At 35.6% G+C, this 25,645-nt stretch carries 32 protein-coding genes; 31 read left to right on the forward strand and 1 reads right to left on the reverse strand.

Annotated features, from left to right (window positions below):
* The first annotated feature begins 84 nt into the window (after positions 1 to 84).
* From AC6JAD_RS13580 to AC6JAD_RS13630, 11 genes are all read left to right on the forward strand, one after another.
* Positions 85 to 486: a hypothetical protein gene (locus AC6JAD_RS13580; protein WP_461302887.1), complete on the forward strand. Its 402-nt coding sequence runs from the start codon at positions 85 to 87 to the stop codon at positions 484 to 486.
* Between the two features lie 143 nt (positions 487 to 629).
* The gene (locus AC6JAD_RS13585; RefSeq protein ID WP_461302888.1) at positions 630 to 1,094 is read left to right on the forward strand and encodes a hypothetical protein; all 465 of its coding nucleotides are present in this window, start codon (positions 630 to 632) and stop codon (positions 1,092 to 1,094) included.
* Positions 1,091 to 2,179 (forward strand): hypothetical protein, encoded by a 1,089-nt coding sequence (locus tag AC6JAD_RS13590; RefSeq protein WP_461302889.1) that lies wholly within the window; start codon positions 1,091 to 1,093, stop codon positions 2,177 to 2,179. Before AC6JAD_RS13585 ends, AC6JAD_RS13590 begins: the two co-directional genes overlap by 4 nt.
* A gap of 285 nt (positions 2,180 to 2,464) precedes the next feature.
* On the forward strand, positions 2,465 to 3,178 hold the full coding sequence (locus AC6JAD_RS13595; protein ID WP_461302890.1) for a hypothetical protein: 714 nt from the start codon (positions 2,465 to 2,467) through the stop codon (positions 3,176 to 3,178).
* Positions 3,179 to 3,187: 9 nt separating this feature from the next.
* Entirely contained in the window at positions 3,188 to 3,865 is a 678-nt protein-coding gene (locus AC6JAD_RS13600; protein ID WP_461302891.1) for a hypothetical protein, read from the forward strand.
* A 106-nt stretch (positions 3,866 to 3,971) separates the two neighbouring features.
* A complete protein-coding gene (locus AC6JAD_RS13605; protein WP_461302892.1) occupies positions 3,972 to 4,415 on the forward strand; it encodes a toxin-antitoxin system YwqK family antitoxin in 444 nt (147 codons plus the stop codon).
* 108 nt (positions 4,416 to 4,523) lie between these two features.
* Positions 4,524 to 5,060: a YcxB family protein gene (locus tag AC6JAD_RS13610; protein WP_461302893.1), complete on the forward strand. Its 537-nt coding sequence runs from the start codon at positions 4,524 to 4,526 to the stop codon at positions 5,058 to 5,060.
* Between the two features lie 105 nt (positions 5,061 to 5,165).
* Positions 5,166 to 5,741 carry a Crp/Fnr family transcriptional regulator gene (locus tag AC6JAD_RS13615; protein WP_461302894.1) on the forward strand — a complete coding sequence of 192 codons (576 nt, stop codon included), beginning with the start codon at positions 5,166 to 5,168 and terminating at the stop codon, positions 5,739 to 5,741.
* Positions 5,742 to 5,947: 206 nt separating this feature from the next.
* Positions 5,948 to 7,027 carry a zinc-dependent alcohol dehydrogenase gene (locus AC6JAD_RS13620; RefSeq protein WP_461302895.1) on the forward strand — a complete coding sequence of 360 codons (1,080 nt, stop codon included), beginning with the start codon at positions 5,948 to 5,950 and terminating at the stop codon, positions 7,025 to 7,027.
* 38 nt (positions 7,028 to 7,065) lie between these two features.
* The gene (locus tag AC6JAD_RS13625) at positions 7,066 to 7,488 is read left to right on the forward strand and encodes a nuclear transport factor 2 family protein (protein WP_461302896.1); all 423 of its coding nucleotides are present in this window, start codon (positions 7,066 to 7,068) and stop codon (positions 7,486 to 7,488) included.
* A 42-nt stretch (positions 7,489 to 7,530) separates the two neighbouring features.
* Positions 7,531 to 8,205 carry a ZIP family metal transporter gene (locus AC6JAD_RS13630; RefSeq protein ID WP_461302897.1) on the forward strand — a complete coding sequence of 225 codons (675 nt, stop codon included), beginning with the start codon at positions 7,531 to 7,533 and terminating at the stop codon, positions 8,203 to 8,205.
* A gap of 88 nt (positions 8,206 to 8,293) precedes the next feature.
* Here AC6JAD_RS13630 and AC6JAD_RS13635 read toward each other — a convergent pair whose 3' ends face one another.
* A complete protein-coding gene (locus tag AC6JAD_RS13635; protein WP_461302898.1) occupies positions 8,294 to 8,728 on the reverse strand; it encodes a cupin domain-containing protein in 435 nt (144 codons plus the stop codon).
* A gap of 114 nt (positions 8,729 to 8,842) precedes the next feature.
* On the opposite strand from AC6JAD_RS13635, the gene AC6JAD_RS13640 reads away from it, so the two are divergent.
* The 20 genes from AC6JAD_RS13640 to AC6JAD_RS13735 all read left to right on the forward strand — a co-directional run bounded on the left by AC6JAD_RS13640 (position 8,843) and on the right by AC6JAD_RS13735 (position 25,633).
* On the forward strand, positions 8,843 to 9,394 hold the full coding sequence (locus AC6JAD_RS13640) for a TetR/AcrR family transcriptional regulator (RefSeq protein WP_461302899.1): 552 nt from the start codon (positions 8,843 to 8,845) through the stop codon (positions 9,392 to 9,394).
* A gap of 149 nt (positions 9,395 to 9,543) precedes the next feature.
* On the forward strand, positions 9,544 to 10,116 hold the full coding sequence (locus AC6JAD_RS13645) for a cupin domain-containing protein (RefSeq protein WP_461302900.1): 573 nt from the start codon (positions 9,544 to 9,546) through the stop codon (positions 10,114 to 10,116).
* Between the two features lie 134 nt (positions 10,117 to 10,250).
* Positions 10,251 to 10,499 (forward strand): T9SS type A sorting domain-containing protein, encoded by a 249-nt coding sequence (locus tag AC6JAD_RS13650; RefSeq protein WP_461302901.1) that lies wholly within the window; start codon positions 10,251 to 10,253, stop codon positions 10,497 to 10,499.
* A 106-nt stretch (positions 10,500 to 10,605) separates the two neighbouring features.
* A complete protein-coding gene (locus AC6JAD_RS13655) occupies positions 10,606 to 11,223 on the forward strand; it encodes a Crp/Fnr family transcriptional regulator (RefSeq protein WP_461302902.1) in 618 nt (205 codons plus the stop codon).
* 293 nt (positions 11,224 to 11,516) lie between these two features.
* Positions 11,517 to 12,047, forward strand: coding sequence for an NADPH-dependent FMN reductase (locus tag AC6JAD_RS13660; RefSeq protein ID WP_461302903.1), 531 nt, complete (start codon positions 11,517 to 11,519; stop codon positions 12,045 to 12,047).
* Between the two features lie 305 nt (positions 12,048 to 12,352).
* Positions 12,353 to 13,399 (forward strand): alpha/beta hydrolase family protein, encoded by a 1,047-nt coding sequence (locus tag AC6JAD_RS13665; protein ID WP_461302904.1) that lies wholly within the window; start codon positions 12,353 to 12,355, stop codon positions 13,397 to 13,399.
* Positions 13,400 to 13,561: 162 nt separating this feature from the next.
* Positions 13,562 to 14,080: a hypothetical protein gene (locus tag AC6JAD_RS13670; protein WP_461302905.1), complete on the forward strand. Its 519-nt coding sequence runs from the start codon at positions 13,562 to 13,564 to the stop codon at positions 14,078 to 14,080.
* Positions 14,081 to 14,124: 44 nt separating this feature from the next.
* Positions 14,125 to 14,727, forward strand: a complete 603-nt coding sequence (locus AC6JAD_RS13675) for a hypothetical protein (RefSeq protein ID WP_461302906.1) — start codon at positions 14,125 to 14,127, stop codon at positions 14,725 to 14,727.
* Between the two features lie 446 nt (positions 14,728 to 15,173).
* Positions 15,174 to 16,238, forward strand: a complete 1,065-nt coding sequence (locus tag AC6JAD_RS13680; RefSeq protein ID WP_461302907.1) for a sensor histidine kinase — start codon at positions 15,174 to 15,176, stop codon at positions 16,236 to 16,238.
* Between the two features lie 2 nt (positions 16,239 to 16,240).
* Positions 16,241 to 16,993, forward strand: coding sequence for a LytR/AlgR family response regulator transcription factor (locus AC6JAD_RS13685; RefSeq protein WP_461302908.1), 753 nt, complete (start codon positions 16,241 to 16,243; stop codon positions 16,991 to 16,993).
* A gap of 108 nt (positions 16,994 to 17,101) precedes the next feature.
* A complete protein-coding gene (locus AC6JAD_RS13690) occupies positions 17,102 to 17,764 on the forward strand; it encodes a CPBP family intramembrane glutamic endopeptidase (protein ID WP_461302909.1) in 663 nt (220 codons plus the stop codon).
* 89 nt (positions 17,765 to 17,853) lie between these two features.
* Positions 17,854 to 18,552 carry a hypothetical protein gene (locus tag AC6JAD_RS13695; RefSeq protein WP_461302910.1) on the forward strand — a complete coding sequence of 233 codons (699 nt, stop codon included), beginning with the start codon at positions 17,854 to 17,856 and terminating at the stop codon, positions 18,550 to 18,552.
* 167 nt (positions 18,553 to 18,719) lie between these two features.
* Positions 18,720 to 19,175 (forward strand): hypothetical protein, encoded by a 456-nt coding sequence (locus AC6JAD_RS13700; RefSeq protein WP_461302911.1) that lies wholly within the window; start codon positions 18,720 to 18,722, stop codon positions 19,173 to 19,175.
* A 256-nt stretch (positions 19,176 to 19,431) separates the two neighbouring features.
* On the forward strand, positions 19,432 to 21,198 hold the full coding sequence (locus AC6JAD_RS13705) for an alpha/beta hydrolase (RefSeq protein WP_461302912.1): 1,767 nt from the start codon (positions 19,432 to 19,434) through the stop codon (positions 21,196 to 21,198).
* A gap of 169 nt (positions 21,199 to 21,367) precedes the next feature.
* Positions 21,368 to 21,928 carry a GNAT family N-acetyltransferase gene (locus AC6JAD_RS13710; protein WP_461302913.1) on the forward strand — a complete coding sequence of 187 codons (561 nt, stop codon included), beginning with the start codon at positions 21,368 to 21,370 and terminating at the stop codon, positions 21,926 to 21,928.
* 180 nt (positions 21,929 to 22,108) lie between these two features.
* Entirely contained in the window at positions 22,109 to 22,819 is a 711-nt protein-coding gene (locus tag AC6JAD_RS13715; protein ID WP_461302914.1) for a DUF1028 domain-containing protein, read from the forward strand.
* Positions 22,820 to 22,974: 155 nt separating this feature from the next.
* Positions 22,975 to 23,472, forward strand: a complete 498-nt coding sequence (locus AC6JAD_RS13720) for a YybH family protein (RefSeq protein ID WP_461302915.1) — start codon at positions 22,975 to 22,977, stop codon at positions 23,470 to 23,472.
* A 96-nt stretch (positions 23,473 to 23,568) separates the two neighbouring features.
* Complete coding sequence (locus tag AC6JAD_RS13725) at positions 23,569 to 24,042, forward strand: hypothetical protein (RefSeq protein WP_461302916.1); 474 nt, start codon at positions 23,569 to 23,571, stop codon at positions 24,040 to 24,042.
* A gap of 156 nt (positions 24,043 to 24,198) precedes the next feature.
* Positions 24,199 to 25,215: a HipA domain-containing protein gene (locus tag AC6JAD_RS13730; RefSeq protein WP_461302917.1), complete on the forward strand. Its 1,017-nt coding sequence runs from the start codon at positions 24,199 to 24,201 to the stop codon at positions 25,213 to 25,215.
* A gap of 7 nt (positions 25,216 to 25,222) precedes the next feature.
* The gene (locus tag AC6JAD_RS13735) at positions 25,223 to 25,633 is read left to right on the forward strand and encodes a HipA N-terminal domain-containing protein (RefSeq protein ID WP_461302918.1); all 411 of its coding nucleotides are present in this window, start codon (positions 25,223 to 25,225) and stop codon (positions 25,631 to 25,633) included.
* Positions 25,634 to 25,645: the final 12 nt, after the last annotated feature.

A 25,645-nucleotide genomic window follows, 5' to 3' on the forward strand; every position in this document is an offset into this window, starting at 1 on the left:
GCCCGGCAACGCTACTTGCTTTACCTGCGTGACCATCGTGTGCATTAAAAGAGCAACTGCACGAAAAATTAAACTGAGAATAAATTGACCATAAAAGAACAAACACCTAAATCAATATCAAAGGCTTCCAAAATGATATATATATCGGCAATTGTTGGAATATTGAACCCATTAATAATGGAAGTCACTACTGGTCAAAAGGTCTTATCAGACCCAATAATTTTGAAATTTCTTCTGGCCATCACAGGTTTTACAGTTTTGCTCGGCTATTTAGTCGGGTTAGGAAAAAGATGGTCGAGAATAGTTTTGATAGTTATTTTTCTTTTGAGTCTGATCCCGTTTCCAAAAATCATAGAAGATTCATTTAATACCAGCATGCTAATTGGGGTACTATCTTTAGGACAAGTGCTATTGTTTGCCTATGCCGTATATTTATTATTCACATCAGAATCCAGAAAATGGTACAGAAACACGGTTGTAAAATAGATTTTACAGCACGTAACAACATGTATAATCAATTACTTAGTTCTTGCCTATTAGGAATTTTCTCTGGTTCCTTTTCTTTTGCTAACTTAGTTCCAGCCTACGCAACGAAGCCATACACAAACCATTAGGTAACATTTAAGAACATGGGATTCTTTGACTTTTTTAGACGAAAAAACTTAACAAAACGAATGCCTCAAGCAAATTGGAAAGTCACTATTGATTCTGAAAAAATTATAACTACCGATCCTGAGAATTATGTCTGGAGTTTTCCAACTGCACAGCTACAAAAGGTTATAATCCAAACAGATGATACGGGTCCATGGGGCATCGATTTATGGTGGAGGTTGGTTTCAAATAAAGGAACAACCTTATCAGTTCCAGGAGGAGCAAATGGGGAAAATTATATGCTCCAGTATTTACAATCCATAGCTGGCTTTAACAATGAACAGGTTATTGATGCAATGGCATGTACCAATAATCGAGAGTTTGTTTGCTACGATAAAAGAAAATGTTACCTAACAACCTGTAACCACAATAAAGGCGGGAATTTCCGAATAGGAAATTCCTGCCTTTTTAATAAATTAGTTGTGTCAGTAATACCGAAATGAACATAGAATACGAAAACCTACAATCAACAATTAAGAGGAAATACAGCTTAAAATACAAGCCTGAATTTTCGGAATCATTCAAAACAGATATTGAAGAAGGTCAAATGATTCCATTAATAATTGAAGTATTTCAAAAACTTGAATGGCCAATTGTTTACAGGGACAAAAAATCTGTTGAAGCAAAAAGAATAGGGGATTGGAATAAATTCACAGAAAAAATAACTGTTACAAAAAAAGCTTCTGGTCGAATTGAAGTCCAAAGTAAAACACTCGAAGGAAATTTTTTTGATTTTGGTAAAAACTCTAAAAGGACAGGTTTGTTCATTGCTCTTTTTCAAAAGTTAGCAACCGAGTATAAAGAAAACGGAAAACTTGTTGCTTTAGAAACTGAGCTTGAAAAACAAGATAGTTGGGCTGATTATGAAATTCCGACCGAATTACCCATGCCAAAAAAAATCGGAAAACCGAACGTAACTATTTCTTTAATCGGAGGTCTGGTTATAGCCGTTTTATTTGGACTTTTAATTGCATTATTAACTGTGAACTTCACTTATCTTATATTTCTTTATGAATTAGGTATCGGAATTGGAATTGGATACTTCTTTGGTCAAGTTTTGAAGAAAGCCAATTATATCGAATTTCGACCAATCCAAATAATGATTGGTGGAATGATGATTATAATGTTTTTAACCAATCAAATCTCTCAATATCAATTAATAACAGTAGAAAACAATATTTCGGGGCTTGGTTTTTTAGAATTTATGAGAATACGATTTGAAAGTGGCTTGACAATAAAGGACTTAAATACAGGTTGGATTGGGCTTACTTTGAGCTGGATTTTTCAAATTGTTTTCCCTTACTATTTGGCCGTTGCAAAAGTTGCAGGAATTACGGCGACGTATATGATTGAAAGAATTCCAGAAAAAGTACTTGAATACGCAATCTATCTTTTCGAAATGGAAAAGTCAGAGAGTGAAGTTAGAGCTGAATTAGCAATTAAAGGTTGGAATAAAAAATCTGATCAAGATGATGTCATGCACGCCATAGCCGAAATAAGTGGATTTCATAAAATGAATAGGGAATAAAGTTATGACTAGCAAGACACCCGTTGGTAAAATGCCTGTCGGCACGGTTGAGCCTCCGATCTACGGCTTGCTTTAATCCTATTTTCTCCAATGGTTACCCAGCACACGGCAATATGCTCTTATTCCATATCTTTATAACCCATAAAGGCAAGGTGCTGCTGTACATGTACCAACTTGCGATTAAAACAAATAGCGTTAAATGCTACCGTAGCTAAATGTCGAGCCAGCTCGACCGCGTTACTCGCTTTACCTGCGTGATCATTACAGGCAAGCTTGCTACTACAAATGAAAAAGACGATAATCTTAAAATTAATTTCAATTATTCTCATATTAAATTCTTGCCAAGAATCGAAATACAAGGAAGCAATTGTCGATTCTTATAAAAAGAATGCCGCTGAAAAAAATATCACTCTGAAAATATCCAACATAGATATTTTGGAACAATATAATGCTGGAGATGAGTATTTTCAGGAATTAATTATAAAGGATTTAAATTCTGTTATTTCAGATAGTCGTAGAATTATTAGATTATTCGAAGAGAATATTTCAATTTATAATCAATCAATTAAAGAAAAATCTGAAAGTGGTCCGGCTTATAATTCAATGGTAATAGATAGTTTCAAAATCGAAATAAGAAAAGCCAAAGCACAAATTACTACCATAAAAACTAATATTATAGAATATCAAGAAGAATTGAAAAAAACTACAATAGATTATAAATCTTCAAAATCGGAACTGAAGTTTTTAATTGTCAAGCACTATTTAGAAGCTGAATTAAACGATACAAAAATCAATGATACGATACATTGTATTTTTGATTCGAAAATGAATTTTTTGGAATTTAACCCTAATATTTTTGATATTGATGAAAGGACGCCAACCTATAGCAACGTGTATAATCAATTACTAAGTTCTTGCCTATTAGGAATTTCCACTGGTTCTTTTTCTTTTGCTAACTTCGTTCCAGTCAGTGCAACTAATCGTACACGAACACCTTAGCAACAATCTATGAAACACCAATTAATTTTAGTTCAGCTTATCCTATTTATATGTTCGACTACTTTGTACGCTCAAAACTATTTTGAGGGTCAAATCGATTACAAAATTGAATATGAGTCCTTAAATGAAAATATACCAAAAGAATATTTGGCAACCTTAATTGGTGACTCCTTTACGGCTTATGTTAAAGAAGATAAATATGTTATGATATATAATTCCAAAGGCGAACAAGGTTGGTCTAAAACTATCGTAAGACTCGATGAAGGATTTAGTTATTTGGAATATGAAAAATCTGATACCATTATTAAATCCAGACTCGATGAAAATTCTGACAAACTTATTGCCCTCAGGAAAGAAACCGATCAGAAAAGAATGATTTTAGGTGAAATGTGCCCATCAATTGTATTAAAATATGAGTCTACAGATCCTGACTTCCCTTTTAAAATTACAGACGGGAGGCATTACTATAACCCCAAGTATAGATTGAACCCAGAACAGTATAAAAACTATACCTCCGGATTTTGGAATAAGTACATTGAGCTTTCGGAAGCAGTAAGTATAAGAAATGAGCATGTCTTTGCAGGGTTTTTTAAATCAGTTTCGGAGGCTGTGAAAATTGAGGAGCGAAAAATTCCGGAATCTACCTTCACATTGGACAGAAATAAAATAGTTGTACTGGAGGAGTAACGACTGTTGCCAACAATATAAAAAACACATTGTCAAAATTTGGCTAACTTTAATTGCTCTTCTAGAGTATACATTAATGGCGACTGGATAAAGTACAATCTTTAATATGGCAGCAAGCCATAACAAGACGTTGTACACAATAAAAAAGAATCCAATGAAAGATATCCCTGGAATCGATGAACACGGCAATCCTAAAAATGGACCCTTTAAGTTGTTCTTTAAGAACGGTCTTGTCTCTTGCGAAGGTGAGTTCGACAACGGAAAGAAATCGGGAAAGTGGACGTACTTTCTCAACAATGGCCAGATGCAATCCTCCGGCAGCTTCAAGGACGGAAAGATCGTTGGTCAATGGAAATGGTTCTTCAAGACGGGCGAACCGCGTGGGATAGGCAGTTTTGACGATGAAGGGCAGAAGCACGGGGTATGGAAGCGATACCATACCAATGGCCAACTCTGGGACGAAGGCAGCTTCGAACACGGCAAGAAGAAGGGCACATGGAAGGTGTATAACGAGGCTGGTGAGCTCCAGAAGACGCAAACCTTCAAGTAGTTGCACGGTTATTATTTCGTAAATTACTTACTGAAGAAATAGTGTTTTAGATTCCTTACTATGCATGCACGAGCACATTAAGTGTAATAGTCCAAACCAAGCCATTTAATGAACATAAAATATCAGCTTACGAATTCGGATTTTTTAGAGTATCAGCTTTATGCTTCTTCAAGATCTAAACTACATAAAAAAAGACGACTTCGTTCTCGGATCATGATCCCTATAATTTATGTATTGCTCGGAATTTTTATTGCAAATCAAAACGAAAAATTAGGAATTGGAATTGCTTTGATTGCATTTGGAGTTTTATGGTTTGTTTTTCATCCATTATATTCTAAATGGAGATACAAAAACCATTTCAAAAAACATGTAGAGGAAAATTATAAAAACAGGATTAACGTACCTATTGAGATTGACTTTGATAAAAACTCATTGGATGCCAGAGATTTCACATCTCAAAGTAGAATAAGCGGAACTGAACTAAAGGAATTAATAGAAACAAAAAGCCATTTTTTTATAAAACTGACAACTGATATTTCTCTGATTATACCAAAACACTCGATTGAAAATCAAGCAGAATTTAAAAAACGAGTAACTGAGTTAGGAGCTAAATATATTGACGAACTGAATTGGGAATGGAAATAAAAGTATAAACGGATTCAATTTCCTACATTTAAGAATCCAACTCGCTACTTTTCAATTAGGATATCGTCGTAGCGCATTATTTACAAGAGTCAAAAACAGTAATGGATGAGTATATACAAAGGAATATTGGATAACATTGCCAGGTTTGTCCAACTCTCTGATGACGAAATAGAGGAGTTTACCTCAATATTAAAACCCACAAGAGTAAAGAAAAGACAATTTATTGTCCAACCTGGATTTGTATCCGAATATCGAAACTATATTGTGGAAGGTGTCGTTAGGGTTTTCTATTTAGACGACTCGGGAAAAGAGCATACAATAATCATTGCAATTGAAGATTGGTTTTTTACAGACTTCTATAGTTATATACATCGAACCCCAGCCGAGTACTATGCCGAAGCTCTTGAAGACTCCCTAATCTTACAGATGAAATATGATGATGTTGAAGAGCTTTGCAGTAGAATACATTCCCTTTGTCAATATTTTAGATTATTTACAGAAAGGTCTATGTCCTTTTCATACAAAAGAACCATCTCTAACATTAGTAAAACCTCCGAAGAACGATATTGGGAGTTCGTTGACAAATATCCTCAGATCGCCAATAGGGTCCCTCAATACGTCCTAGCTTCCTATTTAGGAATCTCTCCAGAGTCCATAAGTAGAATTCGTTCGCGCTCATAAATAAAAATTGATCTATATCAATTTTTCTCCTTGACCAAAGTCAAGCATTTTTCTTACCAAAGATCATAGTAATCCCTTCCCGTACGAAGCAACTTTGTCATGTCGATAATTGACAGATTTGATGCCCGCTATATCAAGCTATTTGCCCGATAGAGCGTATTCTAATTTTCTTAAATAAAAAGTGAAAACAAATTAAAAGAGTTATTATGAAAGCAGTAGTATATAAAGAAAGAGCAAAAGTTGCAGTTGTGGATATACCAAAGCCACAGTTATTAAAAGATGATGATGTTATTGTGCGAATTACACTTGCAGGTGTATGTGGTGCAGATTTAGAATTTACCCAAAACGGACCCGAAATGGGTCTATTTGAGGGAATGCGGATTGGTCATGAATTTGTGGGGGTAGTAGACCAAGTAGGTAAAGATATACATTCGTTAAAGGTAGGGGACCGGGTAATTGCTTCCGCTATGTTTGTTGATGGCGATTGTTACTACTGTAAGCGTGATTTGCCTTCAGCATGCGACCATGGAGGTTTATTTGGCACCCCACTTTTTGCACAGCATGGTGGTGATGATATACAGGGAGGACAGGCCGAGTTTATACGCGTTCCTTACGGTAACTCGACATTATTTAAGCTTCCAAAAGGTCTAACCGGAGATGAACATGACACTAAGGTTCTTCCCCTAGGGGATAACTTCGCTACGGGTTATCATGGCGCATTAAATGCTAATATTAAGACAGGGGAAACTGTAGTGGTTATTGGTGATGGAGCAGTTGGTCTAAGTGCGATTATGGCTGCTACGTTATTCGGACCATCCACTATAATTCTTGTAGGGCGTCACGATAGTCGATTAGAATTGGCAAGAACTATTGGTGCAACCCATGTAGTGAATTCAAAAAATGAAGATCCCGTGGCATTTGTGAAGTCACTTACAGAAGGGCGTGGTGCCAATTCTGTAATCGATTCTGTGGGCAATAAAACAGCGATTGCACAAGGTATGGAAATGACGCAGGCTGGTGCATCCATAAGTGTTCTCGGTTTTGGTCACCTTTATGAACCTGTTGATCAACCCTATTCATCAGCCTTGTTTAGGAATATAACCATTCATACCGGTGTTGTAAATGTAGCTGCATACATGAACAAACTACTTCCCATAGTAGAGAGAGGAATAATTGATCCCAGTAAGATCTTCACAGATATTTTGCCATTATCCGAGGCAGAAAAAGGATATGATTTAATGCGTGATCGTTCTTCAGGAACACTTAAGGTAGCATTGCGTCCTTAACAACCTTATTTCAGAAATTCAAAATCAAATAATTTATCATGAAAAAAATATTTTTCGTATTCACCTTAATTACAATTTTTATGACACAAGTACAAGCACAAAATAGCGATCTTCAATTGATTGAAACAACAATTAATCATTACCTCGACGGAATGACTACGCACAATGCAGGGTCTTTTGAACTGGCATTCCATCCAAATGCCACCATGAAGTGGATAGAAAAGGATTATGAAGAAGTAAATGCTGTTGAAGCGCTGAGCGCTTACGTCAACGCAAATGATCCTGTAGAAACAAAAACCCACATTATAGCTATAAATATAGCAGGGGATGCTGCTAGTGCCCAGTTAGAGTTGGAATATGACACCTTTTCTTACATAGATTTCATGCATCTTTTAAAAATTAATGGGAAGTGGAAAATTGTAAGTAAAACATATTCTAGCAGAATGAAGGTTGATAAATAACAGGACCAAAAAAAATAGAGTAAATTTTTTAAAGAGATGCTCATGAGTAAATATTTGCTGCCGGCTTTTGCCATAGTAATTGGTGTTGTAATTGCCTTAGTGACCAAAAAACAAATAGTAAAGGGCACTAAACTCCTATTGTCATTTAGTGGTGCATTCCTATTGGCATTAACTCTTTTTGATTTATTGCCAGAAGTGTATCATCATTTAGGAGCTATGCAAACCGGTATTTTTATAATGTGCGGTATTTTGTTGCAAATTGTTTTGGAATCTTTATCGAAAGGGGTAGAACACGGTCATGCATATACATTTAGAGAAGATAAAAAGTTCCCCCTTGTACTATTTGTAAGTCTTTGTATTCATAGCTTTTTAGAAGGGTTTCCTATCCATCATCATAATGATATGGTATTGGGTGTACTAATTCACAAAATCCCTATAGCGATTTTAATGACTGGCTTTTTACTTCAATCTAGCTATAGCAAGGCCCAAATTGGTGGTTTCTTGGTAGTATTTATGGCCATGACACCCTTGGGTACCTATGTGTCCAATAATGGTTTCTTGGCAACTGAGTATATAGATGTTGTGAATGCCGTTGTGATCGGTATCTTTATACATATCGCTACCACTATTTTGTTTGAAACTGGGGTAAGTCATAAGTTTAACCTATCCAAGGTGGTAGTGATATGTTTCGGTGTCTTTATTGCCAATTTGATCTAAAACCCTGAAAAGAAGAGTGCATATATCAGACCCGTAACCAGCAGTTAGTCGCCTACCTTGGTAAGGAATCATTTGCAATACGCTGTGACTACACCTTAATAATCATGTCAAATTCGGATGCAGTGGCCATAACTTTATTAATGATTTCAGGAGCGACTGATTTTTCGATGGCATTCTCTTCATTTTCAGGAATGCCTATTTGTTCAAAGAAAGTTCTGAATCCTTTCGGACTATGGATATTTATCCACTTACATGGTAGGTCACTTTTGTTCGCGAAGGTATGTAAGGTCTTTGGTGGAATGTCAACGGACTCACCTGCCTTAACAACCTTGATATTGCCATTTACAAAAAACTCCATTTCACCTTCAATGATAAGAAACGATTCCTTAAAAGAGTTGTGTAAATGTGGCGGCGGCCCCTGTACTTTTGGTGGGGTTTCTGCCACCATGAGGTCATAATCACCTGTTGTTTCATGAGGTGTTACTTTATGGCCTAGAACCCATTTTGTATTGTCTGTATTCATTTTATGAGATTTTTGTCTCACAAACTTAAGGGATAGTTTTTTTTAATCCAAATTTTATGAGATATTTGTCTCATGAAGGAACAATATGTCACCACCGGTCGGACCAATCAAAAAATGGAGACAAGAAATAAAATTCTTGCAAGTGCCCAGTATTTTCTGAATAGGGGATTGGAATTTAACTTAGAAGACATTGCGAATAGAACAGGAATTTCTCGGGCAACGGTGTATAGATATTTTTCGAATATTGATATACTGGCCGCAGAAGCTGGACTGGATGTTAGTACTAAAAGTCCCGAAACAATATGCGAGAACCTGAAGGGAAATAACTTGGAAAACAAGATTATTGAAATTCAAGACTATTTTAATACACTTGCCCTGGACCATGAAAATTTATTCCGAAAGTATTTAAGTGCCGTTTTAGACTCAAGTACTTCTTCCTTAAAAAGAGGAGCAAGACGAAAGAAAACATTGCAACTAATTCTAGAAGACACAGACTATACACAAAAAGAAAAAGAGGATCTTTCAAACCTTTTAACAATTTACATGGGAATAGAACCTCTCATTGTTACCAAAGATGTATGCAATTTAAACAACAAAGAGTCTATTGAGCTTATGAAATGGGGTATGAAATTGTTACTCAAAGGGTTTATGGACTCCAGAAAATAGCCAGTTACCTACAATGTGTAGAATTCATTGCGCTCTAAGTCGTTTCTGTGAAACTTTGTATTTTAGGGGGCACAGCGATTCCTAAGAAATCATTACGGATTGTTCGCAATGGAATCATAGCCTAAACTAACCAATCAAAACTAAAAAATATGGAACGCAAAGATTTCTTGAAATCTACAGCTATCGGAATTGGAGCATTGTCAATAATTCCAATGATTAATGCTTGTAAAACTGAACCAAAAGAGGGGAGTGTCGATGAGTCTTCAAAACCAGAGGTCAAGAGTTTACAAAAGCCCAAAATTGTTAAAGAGAGCGAAGGAAATAAATTGAACGTATTGGGGGATCGTCAGAACATTAAGTTGACAGGTGAAGACACCAATGGACAGTACGCATTAATAGAACAAAATAATGATCCTGGAATCGGCATTCCGCCGCACGTGCATGAAAATGAAGATGAGGTGTTTCAGGTTTTAGAGGGGCAAGTTGAAATGAGTGTTGGAGAAAACACGACTACCCTGAAAGCTGGAGACATTATTTTTTGTCCAAAAGGAGTACCACATTCTTGGAAAGTTGTTGGAGAAGAAAAAGCCAAAGCCATGTTAAGTATTTTCCCCGCCGGTTTAGAGGGAATGTTTGGGGAATTAGCGGAATTACCCGCTGGACCACCGGACATGGAAAAGGTTACTGCTATTTGCGCAAAATATGGACTAAAGTTCGTTTAGGTAAAACTCCATCGCCCAGAGATTATATATAATCGCTGAGTATTTCCTACTTTCGAAAACTGTTGGCGCCGGTTCCCTTCGCTCGTGTCTTGTAGATTTCCTATTGTTTCTTTATTTGTTAAGTTGAATGCGATTTGGGTATTACAAATTATGGCAGGCATTCACTAAAAATTTTTCCCAATCCAACAAAAGGGGTACTAAATATTGAAAGTACTTATCGTATCGATAAAATTGAGATGTTAAGCGTTCATGGACAAATAATTAATGAGTACGATCTACACGAAATTAAATCCATTGACTTGACTCATATTGAAAATGGATTGTATATTTTAAAAATTTATTCTTTTAACCAGATCACGGTAAGAAAAATTCTGAAAAATTAACTGCCCTTTCCTACCAAACACCTGTTTAGGTGCTTCCCCAAAGTTTGGCTATCTTAGTATAAAGAACCATGCTTGGCTGGACAATGACCTCTCGTTAAAAAAATAAATGGAACAGGACTATAGGACCATGGAATTTAAAGAGTCTCACAATCTCATAATCAATAACGTTAGTAGATTCATTGAATTGACGGATCTGGAAAAACATAGATTTATTTCTTTGCTTAAAGAGATCACCATCAAAAAGAAAAACTTCCTTTTACAAGAGGGGGAGGTAGCAAAATACGAGTATTTCATTGCTAAAGGGTGCCTCAAGGTCTACACATTGGATGAGGGCGGGACACAACATATTTCAATGTTTGGGATTGAAAACTATTGGACCACCGACATGGACAGCTTTATCTCCAATGAACCCTCCCATTTTTATATAGAAGCGTTGGAGGATACCGAGCTTTTGGCAATATCCAGAAAGAATTACGATCTCCTTTTCCAAGAAATCCCAAAATTTGAAAGGTTTTACAGAATTCTATACCAAAGATCCCTCATGAGCTATATCCGAAGGACCAATCAAGGTATTTCCTTAACTGCCGAAGAACGATACGTTAGATTCAAAGAAAAATATCCGCAAATACTAAGCAGGATAAAACAAAAGGATTTGGCTGCTTATATTGGTGTCACACCGGAATTCATGAGTATGATTAAGTCAAAACTTAAAAAAAAACCATAGACTTAAACTAGTTTATTTTTTTTCATGTCAAAGCATCTCATCTTTGGGACATGAAAAACACAGCACTTCCTTTACTACTTAGCCACTGGGATAGATTTCCGAAATACTTCAGAAGCTTTCAACCAGTTAGAACAGGTTTTTCTTATAAAACAACCCAATTCGGTAGAGCCGCAGACTTCGATCAAAATAAAAAACCACCAACAAGAGAAACCTCGATGGGGTTCTTTAGGAGGAAGCATACGGATTAATAAAAACGATACGTGTAATTGTAAAAACAGTAAACAAACTTTAGGATGAAAAAGGTAATCGCACTAGGAGGAAGTAATAGTAAAAACTCCATAAACAAGACATTAGCCATTTATACGGCTAATAAAATTGAAACGGCAACAACAACGGTTGTAGATTTAAACGATTATGAAATGCCACTTTATGGCGTGGATTATGAAACTGAAAACGGCATTCCGAAGAATGCTATAAAATTAAACAGCCTCATAGAGTCAACCGATGGATTGGTTATTTCACTTGCAGAGCACAATGGTTCTTATTCTGCATCCTTCAAAAATACGTTGGACTGGTTGTCCAGGATAGATGTCAAAGTATGGAAGGATAAACCCATAGCATTACTGGCAACTTCCCCTGGTGGTAGGGGAGGTAGAACAGTCTTGGATTCTGCCAAAGCGTATTTTCCATATCTAGGGGGCAATGTAACCACAGATTTTTCATTGCCAAATTTCTATGATAATTTTTCGGAAGATGAAATTTCCGATAATGAATTAAAAGAGGAATTAAGCGAAAAAATCCGGCTGTTTGAACAACAGTTATAAAAGGAATAACCTAAAACAGGAGCCACTGGTATAGTTGTTATTTGCCATTGCCAGTTGGCTTCCTTGATGTTTGCCAATTGGGTTTGGAGTTAATCCGAAAAGAAACTGTCTTGGTTATTTCGCGATTCTAAACACAAAACTTTAAGAACTCACAATACGTTCCATTGGCAATATCCCTAGAGGCAACCCTTACCTCATACTGTAACATTAATAAAATTCATCCTTCTTTATTGGGAAACCCTATTAAAGTTAACCCTCTTGGTTATTTCCAGACATAGAGGTAACTAAAAAATGGTACCAAAAAAATGAAGAGAATTACCTTAATAGCTATTGTGCTATTGTTAGTCGCCAATGTTAAAGCCCAGAGCAATAAACAAACGGTAGACTTTGAATTTGAGGGCATCATGTTGAATGGTGTATTGAATCTTCCAAAAGATCAAAAACCCAAGGGGATTGTACTAATCATTCATGGATCGGGAAGAACGAACGCCGTTGCCCAAGAATGGTATTCAGATATCAGGGAGACCATTGTAAAAACAGGGTATGCCACTTATATGTGGGATAAAATGGGATGCGGGGAAAGTGGTGGTACTTTCAATTATAATCAATCCGTCCAAAATAGCGCATCCGAGGCTATTGCGGCCATTCAAATGCTGAAAGAAAAACAAATATCAGAATCCAATACTATTGGTCTATACGGAGGGAGTAGGGCAGGTTGGATAAATCCAATTGTAATAAACGAATACAAAGACATTGCATTTTGGATTTCGGTAAGCGGTGTTGATGATAAAGAAAACTTCAGCTATCTTCTTGAAGAAAATCTAAGAATACAAGGACTGCCAAAAGATTCCATCGATATAATAGTGGATCAATGGCTAAATGGAATTAAAATCGCTCACTCTGGCGCAAGTTTCGAAACTTATATGAATGCCACTAAAGATCTTCAAAACAACCCATTTTGGTTGCGGTTTGTTCGTGAGAATATGGGCGAGATGAATGAAGAAGCATACCTAGGTTTTCAAGTACCTCTCATGAAAGAAACCCTTGATGAAGAAACGGGTTTGCCAGTTTATATTGAGGATTTTGAAGAGATCCTGTCAAATGTAAAAACTCCAGTTCTTGCGTTATTTGGAGAAACTGATATGAACGTTGACTGGAAAAAAACCAAATCATTGTATGAAAAAACAATGGGACGGCATACAGATTTGACAATTAGATCATTCTCCAATTGCAATCACAATATATTCGAATGCACGACTGGAGGCTTCTACGAATTCCAAGATAACAATTTACCCTACAAAAGATGCGATGGCTTTCTCGATGCTATTGAAGGTTGGTTAAATGAAAGATAGAAGCTACCCTCACCGAGCTGATTAATTCATTACTAGTTAAAACTTACATACGACATCCCTTGCGGATTTTCTATTCGGTTTGTATTTGTTAAATTGATTGCTAAACCACGCAACTAATCATTCACAAAGCTTGTGAATCGTTAGAAGTATAAATCAGATGCCATGGAAATATTGAAAATTGCTACCGAATGGGCTAGGGCTGAAGTTTTTTCATCAAAATTCTTCATTCTATCCGCCATCCTATTCATTATATTGAGTATTGGCTTTTGGCAACTAGGGAAAACCGAAACCGCTAAAGCCTACATCATTCCAACCTTAGTAGCTGGAGGGCTTCTTTTAGCGGTTGGACTTGGTATCTTTTTCACCAATAAATCCCGTGTCACGAGCTTTGCCGAGGACTATAATACGAGCCCTACAGAGTTTGTGCAATCAGAAATAATTCGTGCAGAAAAATCGATTGGAGAGTATAAGACCATTGTATTTAAAATTATCCCGATAATTATCGTGATTGCAGCGCTGTTAATCATTTTCATTGATAAGCCTTTATGGCGCGCAATTTGCATCACAACAATTGCAATGATGGTCGTCATTTTGGTGGTTGATAGTAATGCGAACACGAGAATTATAGACTACCATAAAGAATTGAAATTAGTTGATGTAAAAAATGACATCAAAAAATAACTAGTGACAAGGCCATTGAGGTGCATTTTAACAAAAACCCTGAAGTGAATTTAAATGTATTCAAATACATGCTATTCTTTGTTATTTTGGTTGGTTGTGGGCCACACGAACCCGAGATAAAGAATTATGGATTTTCAAACGGTGGAAGTAAAAATTCAGACGTATCCCTCAAACCTTCCGAGTTTAAAGACTATGGAATGTTTATTGACAGAATCCGAGAAGTAGCTTGCAATGATAGTGTTCCGCGAATAGTTATAGAACAAAAAAACATCACTCGAAACATATATCCGAAGGTGTATTGTGAGCCAATGATTTTTGACCCAGAGGGTAAACACTATGTCACATTTCGAAATGGAAAACCATATGAATGGCAAACTATTGTGGAAATCTTACCCAGCTCTTTGAGCAAGAAACTTACTAAGGATTTTTTATATGATCGCAATTCAAAAGGAACAGAAAACTTTTTGATTATAATAGAATCGGAACGAGTAGAAAAAATGAACGGAATTGAAAAATTCATGACGGACTTAACTCTAGAATATGACAAATTAGAAACCGGGTTAGCATTGAATTTCGCTTTTTGGGAGGTAATTCCACTTGTGCCACCATCATCCGAAAAAAATGAAGACAAGATTAAAGCGGAATAAAAAATCAAAATAATATCATATCTGGAAAACTCAGGGTTGTCGTATTACATGGAATTGAAATGAGTACAGCAAGTTATAGCCACCATTCTCGCAGATGCGATTATATCCGCAACCCTTTCTGCTGTTGGCGAGTACTCACGTTGTTAATTTAATCTGTACATATGCTTATATGGAACCGCGGACAACAAGCTTAAGAGACCCCTTAAATGAAATTAAGCTACAGGAATAAAATTTTCAAAGGCTAGATTTTACAATTCAAATCGGTTTAACGATGATTCAATTCAAAGTACTTTCATAAATTGGCTACGGGATTTAGTTTTACGCCTGCAACATATCGTGCCATTCACCAATGTCAAGTGTTTTAATTGAAAGTACTGTTGTGCCATTTATGCAGTACCAAAAGTTAGATTGGCAATAGGCCTGCACGAGCAGTAATTGAGAGTTGAATGATCGCAAACAAGGAAAAACGCATACAATACCTGGGATTCGATGATACATGGTTTACCATCGTTGGTATTCTGCTATTGGCCTTATCGGCGATGTATGTCTTTAATGTCGCGGTAGGACATCTCACTACCATTGAACTTATTATTACCCTAATGGTTTCTTTATTTTTTTCCACCTGTGATTGGTTGATCAATAGGTTCATTTTAATACGTTTAAGAAAAATGTATCCCAGCCTAAAGGATAGTATTAAGCGGGTAACCTTTCTTTTTATCTGCACTTTAATTACTGTGGTCTTGGTTGATTTTATTGGGGTTAGCCTAGTTTCCCTGCTCGCTGACAATGTTAGCTATGATTTTCAGGAAAGAGCTAGGTCATTGGTAGTCATCGTTTTTCTTACCATCATGATAATGGCCATTTATGAAGCTATTTATTTCTTTGTTCTTCTCAAAAAATCAGTCAGGGAAGAGGAACAGGCAAAGCAAGCGAACATACAAGCAGAGCTTGACACACTTCGTAATCAGGCCCAACCTCACTTTTTCTTCAATACGTTGAACACATTGCGGGATATAATAGATCAAAGTCCCAAGGAAGACGCGAAGCAATTTGTAGACAAACTATCGGATATCTATCGTTTTTTACTGGAATCTGGCAATACCAATTTAATTTCATTAAAGGCGGAGCTAAAGTTTGCCAAGGCCTATATTCACATACAATCGGAACGATTTGGAGAGAATCTAAAATTGAATTGGAACATCCCCAAAACGGTAGAAGATAAGATGATTGCACCGATGAGCCTTCAATTGCTCTTGGAAAATGCCATTAAACACAATATTATTTCCAGATCTAAATCACTGGAAATCAACGTTGATATTGCGAACGATTTTGTGGTAGTGACCAATAAAATTCAAAAAAAATCGACACAGTTACCTTCCACAAAAATGGGGTTAAAGAATATTGAAAAGCGCTATTCACTCATCTCAGACAGATCGGTTGAAATAGTGAATGACGGCAATCAATTTTCCGTGGCCTTACCGTTGTTGAATTATAGTATGCTTAAAGAATGACTATGAAAATCTTAATTATCGAAGACGAAATTCGGGCGGTTAGCCAGTTGCAATTAATGTTGAAATCCTGTGACTTTACCTTCGAATTGCTGGAAATTATAGATACGGTCGAAGATGCCGTGTTGTGGTTTCAACAAAATGAGGCACCCGATCTTGTATTCATGGACATTCAACTAGCCGATGGGTTGAGCTTTGAAATCTTTCAAAAAACAATAGTAAAGGCCCCAATTATCTTTACAACGGCCTTTGACCAATACGCCATTGAAGCCTTTAAGGTAAACAGTGTCGACTATTTGCTAAAGCCCATACAAAAGGAGGATCTAAACGGAGCACTGGACAAATTCCTTCAATCGAATAGGTCTTCAGCATTGGATACGGCCACCTTAAAGCAACTACTCAGCGACCTGCAAGTACCTACTGAAAGGGATGGTATATTGGTAAAATCGGGGAACGGATTTGTACAGCTTAAGGTAGCCGATGTACTCTATTGTTATTCTGAGAATAGCATCACTTTTGGCGTTACGGGTAACAAACGCTTTATTATTGATGAGACCATAGATGAGCTCTTCGGTACATTGGATCCCACAAAATTCTTCAAAATCAATCGAGGACAAATAGTGGCTAAATCTTCCATTCTGAAAATTGAGCCTTACTTCAACCACCGGGTGCTACTTTCCGTGACCAATCCAAGGGATCAGGAATTCATTGTAAGCAGGCCAAAAACCAGTGATTTCAAGAATTGGATGAACTGGTAATCTGGCTATTGCAATTCAACCAGCCTTAACGATAGTCCAGCACAAACAGCTTTCTAAGCAGGTAGATTAAATTGATATTGCCCCCATATTAATTTAAAAACTAGAAAGATGAATAAATTAACCTTAAAACAAATTGTACTTCCATTAATTACCCTGGCCATTATTTGTTTCATGTACTTTGGCCCAATCACCAGAACCATTTTTGAAAATATTATCATTTCCATACTAATCATTGCAGCCAATTTTATAGAATACAAGGGAGAACCATTTGCAGCAATTGGAATGTATCGCGAAAAATTCACTGCGAAAAACATATGGGTCCTTGCCCCATTAGTGGCTTTTGGACTTTTTGTTTTTTATGTCTTTGTTGTAGTTCCTGGAATCGAGATGCTCACGGGAGTTCCTATAGACTATTCGAGCATGGCCCAATTGAAAGGAAACCTTCCAACCGCTATGATCTGGTTGTTAATCGTATGGGTTACTGCAGCGTTTGGGGAAGAAATTATTTTTCGCGGTTTTTTCATGAGACAGTTTGTGAAATTCTTTGGGGAAAGCAAAATCAGTCTTGCGATTAATATTCTAATATTTTCCAGTTTCTTTGGGTATATGCATATGCAGCAAGGAATCACTGGCCAACTTGTTGCTGGATCTATCGGGGCTCTCTTATCCATTATATTCTATCTGCGTAAGTACGATTTGTGGTTTAATATCATGGTGCATGGTTTTTTTAACACCCTAGGAATACTCAGTTTGTACTTTGGGTTGGCTTAGGGCCTTGGAAATTAATTTACCTAGCCTTATAGATTAATCCCATTTGTTTTACAACAATGGTCTCTCGCAATTTTGCTATCTTAGTCTTAATGCAACTGCTCATAGCTGAGATCATTTCGATACATTTGAGAAAATCGACAAACATATTGCTTATAGCTATTATTTTGACATCTTGCCAAAATGTAAAAAAGCTAAACGGAACTTGGATCTCGGCATACCAATATCAGGAAAAAGATACCGTAAATTACGATTTATCAGGAATAGCATTCAACGAAATATGGGAATTTAATAATGGAAAATTAATCATCAGGGAATTCAAGTACGATGTTTACGAAAACACACGTTCATTCGAGTTTAAGTTAAAAGGCAACAAACTGATTATTGATGATGAGGAATCATATTTCTTTGAGGAAATTGTGCCAATTACAAAAGACAGTTTTCAATTAAGCGGAATTAATAATGGAAACTTTAAACTGATTTATAAAAAGCTAAATGACAGTCTAAAAAGCAAATCGAACGAATTCAAACTATCTGGAAATAAATATATACGGAACTTCAAGAAATGGACTGACACTATTCATTTTGTAAATGATAGTGTTTACAAAAGTAGTGGCTGGAAACAAGGAAATTCAGATTTAATGTGGGAAAGAATAAATCACAACGGTTTTGACATATTGTTTACAGACATTTATATTCCATTCATTTTAAAAAAGAAAATAGGGAATAAGATTTATGTGACGACTTTGGGCAAACAGAAAGAAGATTACATTTTAGAACAGATAGAATAAAAAAAAGTATGCCAACAACGTATAACCACAATTACAGTGGATTCGACCAAGTCCAAATTCACTAGGAATTACTAACTTTTGGTGCCAGACTGAAAAATATCGCATATAAACCCATAACTGACGGTCATGTGAGACCGTTAGGGCTAATTAGGTTAACTTGAATTCTAATGACTAAATTTTGGATATTTTGTCTTTTTATAACCATCATGATAGGGTGTGCAAAAAAAGCAAATCCTGAATGTAATTGCTGTGTAGTTACTTATAGCAATATTTCTGATGCTGAAAAATGTATCAAAGAGAATCCAAGTGAAACGCCCTCTGATAATCGCCTTTTTCTGTTAGCCTTTTCCAAATCTGATGTTCAGGGTTGGAATAGTATAACAGATCCTGAAGTAATCTCAGTTGCAAAGAGGAAATACTTACTCATTCATCTTAAGAATACGGAATCTGAATTTCTGAAAGAAAAAGCAACTCCAGAATTACTTGAGGTGGTCAAAAAGCACAAGAGTGAAAAATTATTTTTTGTAATTGTGAATCAAGCTCTTTATCCCTTTGCTGATTGGAATGACAAAGAACAAAAAGAAGTTATAATCGATAGACTAGGAATTGGGAATGGCCCTTAAGCTGAAAAAACGGGACCTGACTGGAAATAAAAAAATGCTAACAAAGTGTAAAAATAATTGGTTTGTTCCTTTTTATTAAGTTAGTTCTTTAATCACACAACTATCCTTAAACCAAACGTTGTGTGTAATTTTATCCCTGCCCAACCCGTATTAACCAAGCAAGAAAAGCATACATCTCAATTTTCTTACAGGAAACTGTAACGATCCTTCTTTCCATTTATCTTTAATTAAAACCAACGAAAACCCAACTAAGGCGATGAAAGTTCTATCCGTTATTCTAAGCTTCACTTTTGCTATTTTATTTTTTTCTTGTTCTGGCGATAAGGAACCGCAACCCACTGTAATCACTGGTAAAGTGCAGGTTGATTGGTCCAACAACATTAATCTAAGGCATGGAACCGTCTCCCTTGCCGAAAGTTGGTCTGGTTATACAGATGACCGGGATTCCATTTTTTCCTTAGAAAATGATGGTACGTTTAAAGTCAACATTTTGTTAGGACAGCCAAGACTTTATTCAATTTCCCATCAGCAACAAAAAGTAGAATTTATAGCCTTTCCGGGAGATTCCATTCATCTTGATTTAAATGCAGAAACCGTTTTTTCTGGTTCTAATGCAGCCCAGAACAACCACCTTCATGCTATGAATAATGAGATAGAAAAAATTGAAAACTACGTGGTGAATAATGAAAAAGAACTATTTGGAGCCACTTTAAGTAGATATAATTCTATTGTCGATTCATTAAAATCGACCTATTTAAGCATTAACAATAGTTTCAAGGAAAAGAATGAATTAGGCGCTTTGCATCACGATAAGATTATAAATGAAATCGAATTTCGAACTAAATTCCATAAAATCGTTTACCCTGCCGTTCATGAAATGTATACAGGCGATACCATAAAAATAAATCAAGACTATTACGATGCTATTACCGAAGGCAGTTTTGATGACCCCAAACTCTTGGAGCAAAGTAATTATGTCCTATTCCTAGATCGTTATGCAGATATTATGTCTGCAGAAAACTTGCGATTTCGAAACTTTTATGACGCTGGGATTCAAAAAATTGAACCCAAATACCAAGCCATTAAGGAACTAAACGCACATCAAGAGATTAAGGATTATTTGATGAATGAACATCTTAAAAAAAGCATTAGCAATTATGGTATAAACTACCTTGGAGAAATCATATCCGATTTTGAAAGGAACAGCAAAAACCCAGAACTAAAACAACAAGTATTGGATATGTATGCTGAAAGTAAAACAAGAAGGGCCGAGGCTGACACCATTATGATTTATAAAAGAGTGGGCGATTTTCAGTTAGAGGCGCATATATTCAAACCTGAAGGGCATAAAAAAACGGATAAAACGCCCGTGTATGCTTTCTTCCATGGCGGTGGTTGGGCACAGGGGATACCTGAATGGGGCTATAAAAATTGTAAGCGGTATCAAGGAAAAGGAATGGTTTCGGTATCTTTTGAATACCGGCTGATCGATATTCATGGATCCAATATCATTAACTGTATTGAAGATGCTAAATCTGCTATTGCTTGGCTGCGAAAAGAAGCTGTTTCCTTAGGGATTGACCCTGATAAAATTGTTGCCGCTGGATTTTCGGCTGGAGGTCATTTAGCAGCTTCTACGGCTATTTTGGAGCACATAGAAATTTCGGATTCGAATGGGATTAATGCCATTCCAAATGCATTTATAACACACTCTGCTACGTATAACACAACAAAGAGCAACTTTTTTAAAAGACAATCTAATGGAAACGCTGAAAGCATTTCTACGTTTCACAACGCTAAAAAAGGTCTGCCTCCTTCCATTTCATTCCATGGCACTAGGGATCACTTAGCCCGTATTGTTGAGTTTACTGAATATAGGGACAAAATGGAAGAATTAGGGAATGATTTTGAATACAAGATATTTGAAGGGGTTGGACATTTTTTTGGCGATCCCAGTGTACGTAATGAGGTTGGTGAGTTAACAGATTCTTTTTTGGAGAAATTAGGGTATATCAAAAAATAAATACGACACACAACAACCTGTATAGCTCATTGCTGCTGAATGGCTTGTCGAAATTCCGAGCCTTTTCATTAATTTTATGGCTACGTTGGAATGATACTCATATAACATTCCGAAATGAAACCATAGCCAACACCATTGTACACCATATCAAAAACAAACGGCGAATAAAATGGATATTGAAATTAGACCATTAACCAAGGATTTAAAAGATGATTACTTATCCCTTTTTGATACTATGATTCACAAAGAAAACCCGGAATGGTCAAAGTGTTATTGCAATGACTATCATTTCCTTGGAGATGTTGAAACCTGTACACGTGAGATGAGCCGCTCCTTGATTATTAATCGTATAGATGAGAATGAGCTACAAGGTTATTTGGTTTTTAAAAATGACAGACCGATTGGATGGTGCAATGCAAACAACAGATTAAATTATCAAAGGTTATTGAGGGACTACGATTTAATTGATAATCCTCATGACAAGGTTTGTTCGGTTGTTTGTTTTTTAATCCATCCTGATTATAGAAGACAAGGAATATCTCAAAAGGTTATTGAAAGGATTATTGCCGATTATTCGAATACGGACTATGATTATATTGAATCATATCCAAAGAAAGGTGCATCTAGCGCAAGTAATTTTAAAGGCCCAACGGAATTATATAAAAGAAACGATTTCAAGATACATAGGGAGTATGATGAATATTATGTAATGAGAAAGAAACTAAAATAAATACGGTGTACACCAATGCTTGCAATGTATAAACGATAATTATTCGCATTCTCTTAACTTCACTTTTACCAACTGTAGGTGCTAATCCTGCCCCATGCCTGAATTTATTGTCAAGAATAGTGTAACATCCTTCTATTGAATGTATCTGTATTATATCTACTCATATTTAATTCAATGGAAATGAAGAAAACAACTATTACATTATTCGTAATCTTAGCAACACTTTTTTCTACACATTGCTATGCTACATGGTCAATCATTGCCATTGATCGCAAGACAGGTGAAATAGGTATTGTAGGCGCTTCTTGCACCTTTGATGTATCTGGTATCGCTTCAATCGTTCCTGGAAAAGGGGCCATCGTGGTTCAGGCCAGAAGTAATTATTACGCACGAATGACGGGTGTGGAATTCATGGAAAATGGAAAAAGCCTTAATGAAATATTGATGGCTATGAAAGATGCTAAATTCGATCCTGAAAAACAGCAATATGGTGTTATTTTATTGAACACCGACGAAAGCCCTCTTGTCTATTCCGGTACTGACATTAAAGATTGGAATGGCGAAAAAATTGGCAATGACTTTGCTGTTATGGGCAATATACTTCCCAGCGAACAGGTGGTGATAAATGCGTACAATGCATTTAATGAAAATAGGGACAAGTCACTGGCTGAAAGATTAATGCTTGCCCTAAAGGCCGGTGAAGAAGCTGGTGGCGATAAAAGATGTGAAACTCAATATGCAAGGTCTGCTTTTATAATGGTTTACAGACCTCAGGACGACGCTATTTTAAAACTAGCTGTTCAAGGTATAAAAGAAGGGGGGAAGCCTGCCGTCACTTTACTGAATCAGCAATTTGAATTTTGGCGTAAAGAAGAAACCGGGAAACAATAAAACTAGCACCAACTACGTGTATAAGCAATAGCGATTTGAGTTTTAATTCGAATCGCTATTGCTTATTATTTTGTAAATTACTTTCATAAAAGTAATGTATATAAACGCACTACTACCCATACGCAAAACCGTTGCCATGCATTTAAAAAAATCGGATGAAAAAAGAATTTTACAGAATACTTACCATGTTTTTTGTGATCATTCTTGTCTGGAGTTGTAAAACAGAAAAGAAAAGTGATAACCCGAATCCTGATCAACTAAAAATAGAACAGCTACACAGTCTATACGTAAATGGTTGGTTGGAAAATGATGAAGAAAAAGTTATGGGCTTATTAGAAGAGAACGCGCGCATTCAACCCAATAGATTAAAACCGATAGAAGGGAAATCTGAAATTCGAAAATTTTGGTTTCCAAAAGATAGCTCGAAGACAATTATAAACGATTATCAAACCGAAATCATCAATATTAAAATAATGGACACCTTGGCAATATCCACACATACATCTTTGTTGGATTGGACCTATAGGAAAGATACAGTGACGTTTGGAATGGTACAAAACGGATTTAATACTACGATCTACAGAAAACAAAGTGATAACTCCTGGAAAATATGGAGGTCTATGTGGACGGATATTTATAGTAAAGGGAAATAAACGCATACCAACAACTGGTATAATTAATGACGGAACATACCTTGCGTTCTTTTCCGCAACTACTTATGGACGAGACCTTTGGTGACAATTTAAGAAATGACAAAATACATTCGAATTTTTATAATTCTTTTGCCGTTATCTGCTTGCGGACAAAAGGAAACTGAAAAGGAAACAAAAGAAGGTATAAATCAAAAGTTTGTAGAATCGGAAAAACCAAGTGAACCTCAAAAAGAGGAGAAATGGACAGATTTGAATGGAGATATTTTTGTAGAAAATGGAAATGAAAATTCTATTATTCCTGCCAAATACAATAAAACTGGAAAAACCTATAAAATATTTAATTATAATGAAACTTCTAGCGCAATTGGAATTGTCGAAAATCTAAAAATGAGCCCGAATGAATTTAGAGTTTTTAACTTAAAAGAGACGGACACTCTTAAATTAGACAATGGAGTGAAATTTATGTTTGGAGATACTTATGGGCTTGGAGGAAATTTTTTAGATAAATATAAAGTTCCTACCGACGCTGAATGGGCTTTTGTTGTAGTTCCAGAAGGAAAAGGCGATTAAGAATGAAAACAAGTTGCCTACATTGTTATTAAAAAATAGCGAGTTAACATTTCAGTCAATTTGATTGTTTAAATTTATAGTCGGTACTAAACCGAAATTGAGGACATAAAAATCCACTACTTTTTATATATTAGACTTTAGAGGCAATTGGAGAAAATGAGCAGAAAAATAAATCACAAATTCAAGCATGTTTCTAAACTTCCAATTTTAAAGTATAGTGGATTTAGACCTAAATTTGCAAATATTGAAATTGTCAAAAAACACAACTATTGTGTGATTAAAGATGTTTCAGTAACGGGTGATGCTCCAAAAGATATAATACGTTATTATGAATATGGTCACTCTCTAAAAATAAAAACAAAAAAGTGGCCTATTTATATTGCTAAACTTGGACATAAATATTATCCTTTAGAATCAATTACAGAACAATTGATTTCTGATATAGGTAAATGGTTTGGTTTTAATCTTGCTGACTCAAAAATTTGTTGCATAGGAGGACAAATTAGATTTCTCTCTAGGTACTTTTTAAAAAAACATACCGACGAACTTTATCACGGAGCAGATATGTATGCTGGTTACCTAAATGACAAACAATTTGTAGATGATATAGAGTTACAAAGAATGACACAAGCATTTTTTACTATTAGTTTCACTAGAGATGTTCTTACACACTTTTTCAAAGATTCATTTAATGAAATTTTTAAATCCTTCATGTTAATGTTATTCTTCGACGCATTAATTGGCAATAATGACAGACACATGTACAATTGGGGAATAATTCGTGATGTATATGGTGAAAATTTGGCTGAATTCTCACCTATCTATGATTCGGCACGAGGTTTGTTATGGAATGAAACAGAAGATAAAATTAATGAAATTTTAAACACCAAGAATCGTAGAGAACAATTCATTAAGAAATATTGTAAAAATAGTAGACCCAAAATTGGTATCGAAAATAAAGAAAATGTTAATCATTTTGAATTGATCAAATCTTATGATTCTTATTACAAGAACACTAAATTTGTACAAGAACTTTTTGTGGAAAACAAAATAGAAGGAGTAATTGAAAATTTTAACATAAAATACAAGACACTAATTAGTAACAATAGACGTTTTATAATTACTGATATATTAAGATACAGATTTCAAGAACTTAAAAAAATCGTAACTTAGCGTATTAATGAAAGAAAAAATAAAAAATATACTACAAAAACTCACTCCATGGTCTGGAGATGATGAATTCTTGTCTAAACTTAACTCAGAAAATGAAAATGCAAAATTTGAGCTATTGTTTGATGATAAACTAGTTGGTATACTTGAATTTAATAAAGATAAGTGGATTTTTGAGTATTCCAATGAGTATAAAGAAAAGCAGTTCGTTCTACCTTTAATTAACTTTCCAGATATTGACAAAAAGTATGAATTTGAGGAATTAATGCCATTTTTTGCTACTCGTATCCCAAATTTGAATCAACCATATCATGAAAAGAAATTGGAAAAACTAGAAGGTGACAAAACTAGTTTAGTTTCTTTATTAAAAATCTTCGGAGAAAAGTCTATTAATAATCCTTTCGAACTTAAGTTTTTATAAACGACTGTCAAC

It is taken from the genome of Aureisphaera sp. (assembly GCF_059726885.1).

Excerpts from the sequence above, each read along its gene's own strand:
- AC6JAD_RS13585 (WP_461302888.1), top strand. The coding sequence starts at position 630 with ATGGGATTCTTTGACTTTTTTAGACGAAAAAACTTAACAAAACGAATG.
- AC6JAD_RS13590 (WP_461302889.1), top strand. The coding sequence starts at position 1,091 with ATGAACATAGAATACGAAAACCTACAATCAACAATTAAGAGGAAATAC.
- AC6JAD_RS13595 (WP_461302890.1), top strand. The coding sequence starts at position 2,465 with ATGAAAAAGACGATAATCTTAAAATTAATTTCAATTATTCTCATATTA.
- AC6JAD_RS13600 (WP_461302891.1), top strand. The coding sequence starts at position 3,188 with ATGAAACACCAATTAATTTTAGTTCAGCTTATCCTATTTATATGTTCG.
- AC6JAD_RS13605 (WP_461302892.1), top strand. The coding sequence starts at position 3,972 with ATGGCAGCAAGCCATAACAAGACGTTGTACACAATAAAAAAGAATCCA.
- AC6JAD_RS13610 (WP_461302893.1), top strand. The coding sequence starts at position 4,524 with ATGAACATAAAATATCAGCTTACGAATTCGGATTTTTTAGAGTATCAG.
- AC6JAD_RS13615 (WP_461302894.1), top strand. The coding sequence starts at position 5,166 with ATGAGTATATACAAAGGAATATTGGATAACATTGCCAGGTTTGTCCAA.
- AC6JAD_RS13620 (WP_461302895.1), top strand. The coding sequence starts at position 5,948 with ATGAAAGCAGTAGTATATAAAGAAAGAGCAAAAGTTGCAGTTGTGGAT.
- AC6JAD_RS13625 (WP_461302896.1), top strand. The coding sequence starts at position 7,066 with ATGAAAAAAATATTTTTCGTATTCACCTTAATTACAATTTTTATGACA.
- AC6JAD_RS13630 (WP_461302897.1), top strand. The coding sequence starts at position 7,531 with ATGAGTAAATATTTGCTGCCGGCTTTTGCCATAGTAATTGGTGTTGTA.
- AC6JAD_RS13635 (WP_461302898.1), bottom strand. The coding sequence starts at position 8,728 with ATGAATACAGACAATACAAAATGGGTTCTAGGCCATAAAGTAACACCT.
- AC6JAD_RS13640 (WP_461302899.1), top strand. The coding sequence starts at position 8,843 with ATGGAGACAAGAAATAAAATTCTTGCAAGTGCCCAGTATTTTCTGAAT.
- AC6JAD_RS13645 (WP_461302900.1), top strand. The coding sequence starts at position 9,544 with ATGGAACGCAAAGATTTCTTGAAATCTACAGCTATCGGAATTGGAGCA.
- AC6JAD_RS13655 (WP_461302902.1), top strand. The coding sequence starts at position 10,606 with ATGGAACAGGACTATAGGACCATGGAATTTAAAGAGTCTCACAATCTC.
- AC6JAD_RS13660 (WP_461302903.1), top strand. The coding sequence starts at position 11,517 with ATGAAAAAGGTAATCGCACTAGGAGGAAGTAATAGTAAAAACTCCATA.
- AC6JAD_RS13665 (WP_461302904.1), top strand. The coding sequence starts at position 12,353 with ATGAAGAGAATTACCTTAATAGCTATTGTGCTATTGTTAGTCGCCAAT.
- AC6JAD_RS13670 (WP_461302905.1), top strand. The coding sequence starts at position 13,562 with ATGGAAATATTGAAAATTGCTACCGAATGGGCTAGGGCTGAAGTTTTT.
- AC6JAD_RS13680 (WP_461302907.1), top strand. The coding sequence starts at position 15,174 with ATGATCGCAAACAAGGAAAAACGCATACAATACCTGGGATTCGATGAT.
- AC6JAD_RS13685 (WP_461302908.1), top strand. The coding sequence starts at position 16,241 with ATGAAAATCTTAATTATCGAAGACGAAATTCGGGCGGTTAGCCAGTTG.
- AC6JAD_RS13690 (WP_461302909.1), top strand. The coding sequence starts at position 17,102 with ATGAATAAATTAACCTTAAAACAAATTGTACTTCCATTAATTACCCTG.
- AC6JAD_RS13695 (WP_461302910.1), top strand. The coding sequence starts at position 17,854 with ATGCAACTGCTCATAGCTGAGATCATTTCGATACATTTGAGAAAATCG.
- AC6JAD_RS13700 (WP_461302911.1), top strand. The coding sequence starts at position 18,720 with ATGACTAAATTTTGGATATTTTGTCTTTTTATAACCATCATGATAGGG.
- AC6JAD_RS13705 (WP_461302912.1), top strand. The coding sequence starts at position 19,432 with ATGAAAGTTCTATCCGTTATTCTAAGCTTCACTTTTGCTATTTTATTT.
- AC6JAD_RS13710 (WP_461302913.1), top strand. The coding sequence starts at position 21,368 with ATGGATATTGAAATTAGACCATTAACCAAGGATTTAAAAGATGATTAC.
- AC6JAD_RS13715 (WP_461302914.1), top strand. The coding sequence starts at position 22,109 with ATGAAGAAAACAACTATTACATTATTCGTAATCTTAGCAACACTTTTT.
- AC6JAD_RS13720 (WP_461302915.1), top strand. The coding sequence starts at position 22,975 with ATGAAAAAAGAATTTTACAGAATACTTACCATGTTTTTTGTGATCATT.
- AC6JAD_RS13725 (WP_461302916.1), top strand. The coding sequence starts at position 23,569 with ATGACAAAATACATTCGAATTTTTATAATTCTTTTGCCGTTATCTGCT.
- AC6JAD_RS13730 (WP_461302917.1), top strand. The coding sequence starts at position 24,199 with ATGAGCAGAAAAATAAATCACAAATTCAAGCATGTTTCTAAACTTCCA.
- AC6JAD_RS13735 (WP_461302918.1), top strand. The coding sequence starts at position 25,223 with ATGAAAGAAAAAATAAAAAATATACTACAAAAACTCACTCCATGGTCT.